Source organism: Sphingobium sp. MP9-4 (assembly GCF_005281675.1).
Classification (GTDB): domain Bacteria; phylum Pseudomonadota; class Alphaproteobacteria; order Sphingomonadales; family Sphingomonadaceae; genus Sphingobium; species Sphingobium yanoikuyae.
This window is the reverse complement of sequence record NZ_LUFI01000063.1, coordinates 24,167-32,991: the sequence shown is the minus strand read 5'-3', so window position 1 is coordinate 32,991 and position 8,825 is coordinate 24,167. Positions and strand designations below refer to the sequence as shown.

Annotated in this window: 5 protein-coding genes and 2 pseudogenes; 5 read left to right on the top strand and 2 right to left on the bottom strand. The window is 63.6% G+C overall.

What is annotated here, in order from left to right:
- From A0U87_RS26485 to A0U87_RS19915, 3 genes and pseudogenes are all read left to right on the top strand, one after another.
- Window positions 1-185 (top strand): hypothetical protein (locus A0U87_RS26485; protein ID WP_206366617.1); only part of this gene is annotated, 185 nt, incomplete at its 5' end.
- A gap of 483 nt (window positions 186-668) precedes the next feature.
- Window positions 669-1,499: pseudogene (locus A0U87_RS19920) on the top strand (S1/P1 nuclease).
- A gap of 1 nt (window position 1,500) precedes the next feature.
- Complete coding sequence (locus A0U87_RS19915; RefSeq protein WP_017183553.1) at window positions 1,501-1,701, top strand: DUF5818 domain-containing protein; 201 nt, start codon at window positions 1,501-1,503, stop codon at window positions 1,699-1,701.
- Between the two features lie 24 nt (window positions 1,702-1,725).
- On the opposite strand, the pseudogene A0U87_RS19910 reads toward A0U87_RS19915, so the two are convergent.
- Window positions 1,726-2,151, bottom strand: a pseudogene (locus tag A0U87_RS19910) (OB-fold nucleic acid binding domain-containing protein); the annotation flags it as partial.
- A gap of 270 nt (window positions 2,152-2,421) precedes the next feature.
- A complete protein-coding gene (locus A0U87_RS19905; protein WP_137405917.1) occupies window positions 2,422-2,757 on the bottom strand; it encodes a hypothetical protein in 336 nt (111 codons plus the stop codon).
- Between the two features lie 338 nt (window positions 2,758-3,095).
- On the opposite strand from A0U87_RS19905, the gene A0U87_RS19900 reads away from it, so the two are divergent.
- Window positions 3,096-5,207 (top strand): serine protease, encoded by a 2,112-nt coding sequence (locus A0U87_RS19900; protein WP_137405916.1) that lies wholly within the window; start codon window positions 3,096-3,098, stop codon window positions 5,205-5,207.
- Between the two features lie 59 nt (window positions 5,208-5,266).
- Window positions 5,267-8,803 carry a pYEATS domain-containing protein gene (locus tag A0U87_RS19895; RefSeq protein WP_170978435.1) on the top strand — a complete coding sequence of 1,179 codons (3,537 nt, stop codon included), beginning with the start codon at window positions 5,267-5,269 and terminating at the stop codon, window positions 8,801-8,803.
- Window positions 8,804-8,825: the final 22 nt, after the last annotated feature.

Sequence of the window (8,825 nt, the reverse complement as noted above, 5' to 3'; positions counted from 1 at the left end):
GGGCTCCGCCCTCCCTACGCCGCGCGCTGCGCAAGGCGCGTTCCTCGACCTTCCTGCCATCCTTGAAAAGGGGTCCCTTTTGCGCGCCGATCGGGGGTCCCGTTTGCACGCCGATTGACATCGCCAGCGCCCTCCGTGCTGACGGGTGTACCAACAAAATTTTCCAGCGCTGGAATATCATCTAATGAAAAGCGGGTCGGATCTATTCTTCTCGCTGCGTCGGTCAGGTCATCAAGTGTTCGCATTTATCAGATCCCATGGAGGAGTGGGTGAGGTAAATTAACCTTATTAACAATGGGTTGAGTGGTTTTTGAAAATGACTCTTTGAGAGCAGGATGGGCCAGATGCGGGAGTGCCCCCTATGGAGCTTGACCTCACAATCTTCCGACATTCCCGGTACATCATACTCAGCGTCAGCATTTGCCCCCAGTTGATTTCGGGCGATGGAGGGAGCGGCTCGCCTGCAATGCGCTCTCCGCATCCATTCGTGCATCTGATACTGCCCCTGAAGGCGGACATTGAATGCTGATTATCTGACTGGTTGCATCGAGCCGCCGATTAAAATGTCGATCAGCGTTGGAACGCGACCGCATCTTGGCAGCAGCGAAGAGGTTCGACGATTAAGGCAATCGCTGGATCGCGTGCGGACAGATGCTAATGGTGCCTCCATGCGCAAACTTATCCTAACCGCCATTATCCTCTCGATGACGTCACCTGCTTTTGCCTGGGGACCCATCGGCCACCGGGTGACCGGCGCCATCGCGGACCGCAATCTGAGCGGCCTGGCCCGTGCTAACGTCCAGCTTCTCCTGGGCGAGGAGGATCTCGCTGAGGCGGCGACCTAGCCCGACGACATGAAATCCGACCCTGCCGATTTCTGGCAAAAGCAGGCCAGCCCATGGCATTATGTGACCGTGCGCGAGGGCGACGCCTATACGAGCGCAGACGCGCCGCCCGAAGGCGACGCGATGAGCGCGCTTGACCGCTTCACGGCGACGCTGCGCAATCCCGCCGCCTCGATCGACGACAAGCGCCTGGCCCTGCGCTTTATCGTCCATATCATCGGCGACCTGCATCAGCCGCTTCATGCCGGCGGCGGCAACGACCGGGGTGGCAATGACATGAAGGTGAGCTGGTTCGTTCGCTCGACCAATCTCCATTCGGTCTGGGACAGCGCGATGATCGAGCAGCGGTCGCTGTCCTATTCGGAACTCGCCGACTGGCTGTCGCGCGCGATCACGCCGCAACAGATCATTGCCTGGAATGATCGCGATCCCGGTACGTGGATCCGCGAGAGCATCGCGCTGCGCAAGACCATCTATCCCACCGATACCAGCCTGTCCTGGGACTATGCCTATCAGCACCGGGTCGAGCTTGATGATCGGCTCAAGCGCGGTGGTATCCGCATCGCCGCCTATCTCAACTGGGTGTTCGAGAATCCGCAGGACCAGAACCCGTCTCAGGCTCAAACTCCCCGCAAGCCTCCAAGGCACAAATGACATGCCACGCGGCACGCGGCACGAACTGTTCGGCATCCTGCTTGGCGGCGATCCCTATACCGTGCTGCGTGTCTCCGATGGCGGGGAATGGCGGCTCGATTGCCCCGGATCCTGCCGGCATCTTCTTGGCCAGAAGGTCCGGGTCGTGGGAACGAGATCCGATTTCGACATGCTCGATGTCGAGCAGATCGAGCCGGCCTGAGCCGTATCGGCGGCTTGCCGCCTTTCAGCGAAAATCCCGTGTCTTGATCTTGATGCCCTCTGTCGGCTGGCCCGGAATGATGCCCGAGCCCAGGCGCAGATCAGGATCGTAAAGATCGCGGGCCCCGCGCCCGAGCGGCCTGTTCGCCGCATCGCGCGGATCGGGCGCCATGGCGCTTTTGACGATATCGGCGCGGCTGACCTGATAGATGCTGGCGACATCCGCTCGCTGGCCGACGCTGGCGAGGAGAGGCGAGAGATCGTCGAGCCGCTGGGCGATGAGATGGATGACCTCGCCCTCCTTCTGGACCTGACCGCGCACGCCCATCATTGAGGCGCCCAGCACCACGCGCCGATGCTTCTCGAAGAGATTGGGCCAGACGACGATATTGGCGACATCGGTCTCATCCTCGAGCGTGATGAACATGGTGCCCTTGGCGGAACCCGGCTTCAGCCCAGGCGGTAATGCGAGTGCCGGCGTTTGTTCAAACAGTGCTTCGAACTCGACAGTCGCGAATGTCCCAGGCTTTGCCTCTTCAAGGCCAGGAGAATTCGGATTTATGCGGTCACCTGTGTTTACCTCCGTGTCTTGATGTGACGAGACACTGATAGCAGCCGCGCAAATGCGGGACTTGAGGGGAGGTTAGAAAAGTTTCGGCGAGAAGACTCCCCTGTTTTCCAGGAGCTTCAGAAGTTACCGGCGGGCAGAATGAATGGGGAGTCAGAGAAGCGGTGCGCTATGAACAGCGGCAAAATCGACAATGACTCGGTGGACTGACGGGCCGACACGTTCGAGATGCTGGCCGATGATCTCCAGCGACACTGGACGCTCATCTTCAACGACTACCCCGACGTTGAGGACATACGCGTCATCGGGATAGATCTGACCCAGCGCGGTATCGACACCGGGGCGGCCAAAGCCGCGAAAGCCGCCAAGAAGGCGGCGAAGATGTCGGGGAAAATGGCGAAACCAAGCTCGGAAAAGGGTCATAAAAATGAAAGTAGCGAGGACAGTAGAAGCGCGGTGCGACCGAGCGTCACCGAACGTCCAGCTCATTGGATCGTTTGCTGAAAGCGGCCGGTCTGTAGCCGGCCAGAGCTGTGCGGCGGAGCTGGCGTAAGCGGCCCAGCGGCTACGCGCCCAACCTCGCCGTTCGACTGGGAAATCAGTGAGCCCGTCAGCGGACCTTCTGCCTATGACCGGGGTTGGGACAATTCTGCCGTTCCCGCGCGACGAGTACAGCGGCAGGTTCCAGGCCAAGCCCGACAACTCAGTGGTCGGTCCGCATCGTCGACATGCAGGCCGATTACTTGACAGAGACGAGGCTTTACGTTCTACTCGACTTATAAATCTATAAGATTTGCGCTCGGGTCGGTGAGCGGGGATTTCTGACCATGAGTAAAGAAGCAAATGCGCTCGCGAAGCTTATCGCGGAATATGTCCCACCCTTCGTGCTGTTCGAACTGAACGATCCGGACGTGAAGCTGGACGTCAAGAACTGGCGCAACGAACTTACCGGGCACAAGGCGCAGAAACTCGAACTGGCGCAGCGGATCGTCGATGCGTTCGAGGCGCGCGGCGTGATTTCGTCGCTCGCCAATACCCTCTATCGCAAGATGGGCAGCGACGATCTGGTCGCCGCCAAATTCGTGCCCTTCGCCAAGGACGGCACCCAGGATAATCAGCAGGCGGCCTTGGCCTATCGCGCGCTTATGCTGCAGCAGTCCAAGCTGCGCGAATTTCTCGTCGAGTGCGAGCCGCGCATCTGCATGGTCTTCGCGCCAGGCCGTCTGGGCACCGCCTCGCTCGGTACCGGTTTCCTGATCGGGCCCGACAGCATATTGACCGCCAGACATGTCGTCGACTTCGGCCTTAGAGGCGCCGGCGGTGGCGTCTACGAGAGTTATTGCGCCGTGTTCGATCATGTCACCGGGCCTGCGCTCAACGACATCAAGGATATCCCGGCGACCGCCCGCAAGGTGATGTTCGCGCCCAACTGGCAGGAGTTGCTGCAGGCACGGGACGTGATGCCGAACGACGGCTGTATCGCCAATCCGAATGCGGAACAAATCGAGCAACTGAAGGAGAAACTGGATTTCGCGGTAATCAAGCTGGCCGAGCCGGTCGGCTCGGAAAGTCGCTACAATAATGGCGGCAGCCGCCGCGGCTGGTTCAGCGCGAGCGCCTTCACGGGGCCGGACCTCGATCAGCGCATCATCATCCCCCAGCATCCGATGGGGTTCCGCCAGCAGATCGACTTCGGCCGCTTCAAGGAAAAATGCCCGTCGGAGACGCGGATCCGCTACGATACGGAGACGGCCAAGGGCACGTCCGGCGCGCCCTGTTTCAACGAGAAGTTCGAGCTGGTCGGCATGCATAACGCCGCCTACCGGCCGGACGGGCTCGACAAGTGGAACCAGGCCATCCGGTTCGACTGGATCGCGCCGCTGCTGCCGCCGATCGACAACAGCACGCCGAAACCCGTTGCCGCGCAGATATGGAGCGCCAGCCAGACCGGCTCCAAGCCCATCTTCGGCCGGCGACTCCTGATCGAATGGATCGACCGCGCCATGTCCGTCACCGCGCCGGTTGTCGACCAGATCTTCGCGGCCGAAGGCAAGATCGGCAAATCCGGGCGCGCCTTCTCGGTCGAGATATTGCGCGAGAAGCTCAGCGTGCGCGGCGATCCCGTGGTCGAACTCGGCACTGCCCTCGCTCCGCTCCCGACGAAGGTCGAGGACATCATGGCGACCATCGTCGACCAGTTGGCGCTGCCCCCCTCGGTGCTGGCCGACATGCCGGTGCGGCCCGACAAGGACGCGATCGACGGCTCGAAGAAGACCGTGACCTGGGCCTCGAAGGAGGTCCCCGACTGGTTCGAGCGCGTGCTGGCAGACAATCGCCAGTTCGGCGTGAGCCTGCTCGATTATGTCCGCCAGCTGCAGGAATACGGGCAGGCCGCGTTCGACGCGAGCGCGACCGACGTCGAGCGCGCGCAGGGCAGCAAGTTCGAGCTGACTCCGGAGCAGCAGCGGATACTGGCGACGGAAGATGGCGGGATCGAGAGCCGGAGTCGCTGGCAACTGATCTGGGTCGTCCTGCGCCTGCGCACCGGGCAGAAGCTCACCGAGGAGCTCAGCAACCTGCTCGCCCGGCTCGCCCAGACGGTGGAAGGCGGCACCAGCGAACTCGGCCGCATCCGCTGGCTGTTCATCGAGACAATCCCCGATTTCATCGCCATCCTCGATCCGCGCTCGAAGGAAGTGCTCAACCCCGCCGAGATCGGTGAGACCGAGCTGCGCAATTGCTGGCGCGGCATTGCCAATGCGGCGAACTATCCGTTCGATGAGAATGATCCGAATGTGGTCGGCTCGCTGAACTTCTTTAAAAGGCTGGACAAGCTTGTTCAGACGGAACAGCGCCTACCCATATTCCAGCAATATATGTTCGAGATCGCCAACGCATTTCGCGCGACGGTGTCCGCCAACAGATCGGCGGGTGTATGACAGCTGCGGATTCCCCGTCCGTCTCCCCTATGGAGCGGCTTCTGGCGCAATTCGACACGATGACCGCATCGGACCTCGCCAAGAATTTCCCGCAGGCAAGCCCACAACCTGAGCCGATACTGCCGGTCAGCGCGGCCTCGATCCAGGCGGCGATTTCCGATTATTTCATGCCCGGCGCCATCCACCCCTCGGGGCAGGCGCCCGATGCGTTGCTGCGTCACGCAGCGCCGGTGTTCGTCGACGGAGTCAGCCGTCTGCGGCTCACCGATCAGGCGCGGGCGGATGTGCTTTGCGCTGCGCTGCGCGATCCGGCGACCAAGGCCTATCTCCACAAGCATATCGCCCTGCTGACGGCCGACAATGTGCCGGACGCCCCCGTCAGCAAATGGATTCGCCGCTTCCTGGCCGGCGAGCCCGTCAAGCTCACCAATGCGCCCCCGCACGAATTGCGCGCCGCCGTCGATGCGCTCGAACGGCTCTGGGAAGTGCCGCCCGATCTGTTGCCGCGCCCCACCGCCGCAGAAGCGCGCCGCGCGCTCGAGCGGGCAGAACTGCTCGAACCGCTGCGCCTACTCGTCGGCACCGAGGGCGGCTGGGACGGCAGCCCGGTCACCGACCAGTTCGTCGGCCGGGTCCAGCAGCAGCATAATCTGCGCGCCTATGTCGATGCCATCGCATCGCACGGGGCGCTGGAAGCGATCAGCCGCTACGGCAAGCGGACCCTCCAGTCTTTGGGGCTGTCGGATGCCGGGATCGTCGTGATCGAGGCGAGCGGCGGGCTCGGCAAGTCGGCGCTGATGGCCAAGTTCGTGCTCGATCATGCCATGGATCAGGTCAATCCATTCCCCTTCGTCTATCTGGATTTCGATCGCAGCGCGTTGCAGCCCCGCGAGCCGCGCCATCTCCTCGCCGAGACGCTGCGCCAGCTCTCGCTCCAGTTCGGCGAACATGCCGAACCGCTGCTCGCACTGCGCGATCAGCTGCTGGGCGAATTGCAGGGCGCACTCACCCGCGGCGAGCCTTTCGCCGCCTGCCGCGCTTTGCTGACCGATCTGCTGGGCGTCGGCCGGCGCCCCTTCCTGCTCGTCCTAGATACGCTGGAAGTCGCCCAATATGAGCCGGTGGCGATCGACGGGATCGATCGCTTCGTCGAGGCGCTGGCCGGCCCGACCGGATTGCCGGGATTGCGCGTTGTCGCGGCGGGCCGGGCTGGCCTCGGCAACATGCGCTTCCTCAGCGCGATCAAGGGCCCGGCCCACCCCATAGTACTCGATGCACTCTCGGTGACCGAAGCGATCGAGATGGCCAACAAGCGCGGCGCGGCGGTCTTGGGCAATGCGTGGGACGAGCGCTGGGCCACCTGTATCGTCGGCCTCGATCGGGAAGTCCGGGAGGAAGCGGAACGCCGCGAGCCGCTCTCGGTTCGCGTCGCCGTCGATGCGCTGGCGCATACCGAGCCGGCCAAGCGGGCGCAGCTTGCGGAAGAGATGGCCAAACATGGTTTTGCTGCGGATTCAAGCTTCGTCGGCCGCCTATACGAGCAGCGCGTGCTGGCCCATGTCAACAAGGACGCGGTCAAGCTTGCCTGGCCGGGCCTCATCGTGCGCAACGTCACCGTCGAGATCGTCCGCGACCTGCTGGCGGGCGTGATCGGGATGAAGCCCGAGGAGGCGCAGGCCGCATTCGACTCGCTGGCGCGCGAAGTGTGGATCGTGGAAGGCGCGTCACAGGACGGGACCAAGGTTCTGCGGCACAAGCGCGAACTGCGCGCCAAGACATTGCCGCTGATGCGATTGCAGGAGGACAACAAGTTCGACGAAGTGAACCGCGCCGCGATCGGCTATTTCGGGCTGTTCAGGGACGCCGCCAGCCACGCCGAATGGATCTATCACCGATTGCTCGACGATGAGGAGCCCGCCGTCGTCGACGCCGACTGGACGCCGGACGACGCGCGACGGCTGGCCGATGCGGTGAACGACTTCCCCCGCAGCAGCCCGCAGCGCCTCTATCTGCTCGGACAGACCGCCCAGGCGCTCCTCCCGGCAGACACGCTCATGAAGCTGCCGGATTGGCAGGCGCTTGAGCATCTCGCGCGCACCGCGGCCGATCATGGCGGCTTCGACGATGTGCGCACCCTGCCGGAAATCCTGCCGCTCACCCGCCAGCCGCCGTCGAAACCATTGTCGAAAGAGGCAGCTGCCGTGCGCGCCGCCCTCCTGATCAAGGCCGGTATCTGGGACGACGCGCTGCCGGATCCCGCCGACATCGCCAATCCCGCATGGGCGGAGCGCGCCCGGTTCGCGCGCAGCTATCGCGAGGCGCGCCGGCCTCCGCCGTCGCCGGACCTCAGCACGGTCGCCGCGCTTCCGGACATGGCCGGCCCGAACCAGTATAGCTGGCTCGCCCAGGATCTGGCCGCCGCGCGACGGCTGCGCCCGCACCTGTTCGAAACGCTGGACGACGAGCTTGCCGCCCATCTGGACGATGTCCGATCGCTCCCGCAACGCTGCGACCTGGCATCGCTGCGCGTGGCGGCGATCTTCGGCGAGAAGAGCTGCCTGCCCGCCGCCCGGCTCTGGTCGGCGGCGAGCCGTCAGACGCTCTCGCGCGACCAGATGCTGACCATGTCGGGAGCGGAAGCAGAGATACTCACCTCGGGCGACTTCGATATCGCCGAATTCGCCGAACCGCAGGATCGCGACCTGATCGTCGAGCGGCTGCAGCTCCTGACGAAATCCCGCCCGAGCAAGATTCGCCTGGCCGACGCGGAATTCGACGGCGCCTTGCAGCGCACGCTCGGACATCTCGCGGTCAGCGTAGCGCCGAATATCGACATTCTCGTCACGCGCTATTTCGCCCAGCGCCAGCCGGACTGGATCGTGCCGCTGGCCTATGCCGCCGCCGCCGCGCTCGACGACAAGCCCGCCGCCGCGCGTCGCGTGGCGACTTATGTCAACGCCTATCAGCCCAAGAAACTGTTCAGTTCCGCCCACCTGATCCACGCGAGCAATCCGCTCGACATGGTGGAAGTCATGCGGCTCGCCGACGAAGCCTCGGATCTGCGCGGCATGGCGGCGGAAATTCTCGATCTTGCCCCGCCTTCGCCCGCCGCAGATCGCCTCCACACCCTGATCAAGGATTTCGACGACTGGCGCGCCGCCATCAGCACGGTGGTCGCGGCGGACATGCCGCAGGACCGCTCGCGCGAGGATTGGGCGCCTTCGCCGGCGGCGATCACGGTGGAAGATGATCCGCAAAAGAACCGCTGGGGCGGTAAGCCCGAGCGCGACGGCCGCCGCCTCGGCGTCACCCTGACCGGCGAGAGCAAGTCCCTCTTCAACATTGATATTTTCGTCGAGTCCACCGACGGTACCGAGCTTGTCGGCCCGGTGATCTTCCATCTCCACTCGACCTATCCGCGCAGCGTCATCCGCATCAACCGCGTGCGCAACAGCCGCGCGACGCTCTTCCAGGTCGTGTCCTACGGCATGTTCACCATCGGCGCGCAGGTGAAGCGGGCGAACGGCGCCTGGACCCAGCTCGAACTGGATCTGCTCGACGTGCCGGGCATCCCGGACCGTTTCCTCGACAAATGAGACCGGCCGGGCGTCCGCGATA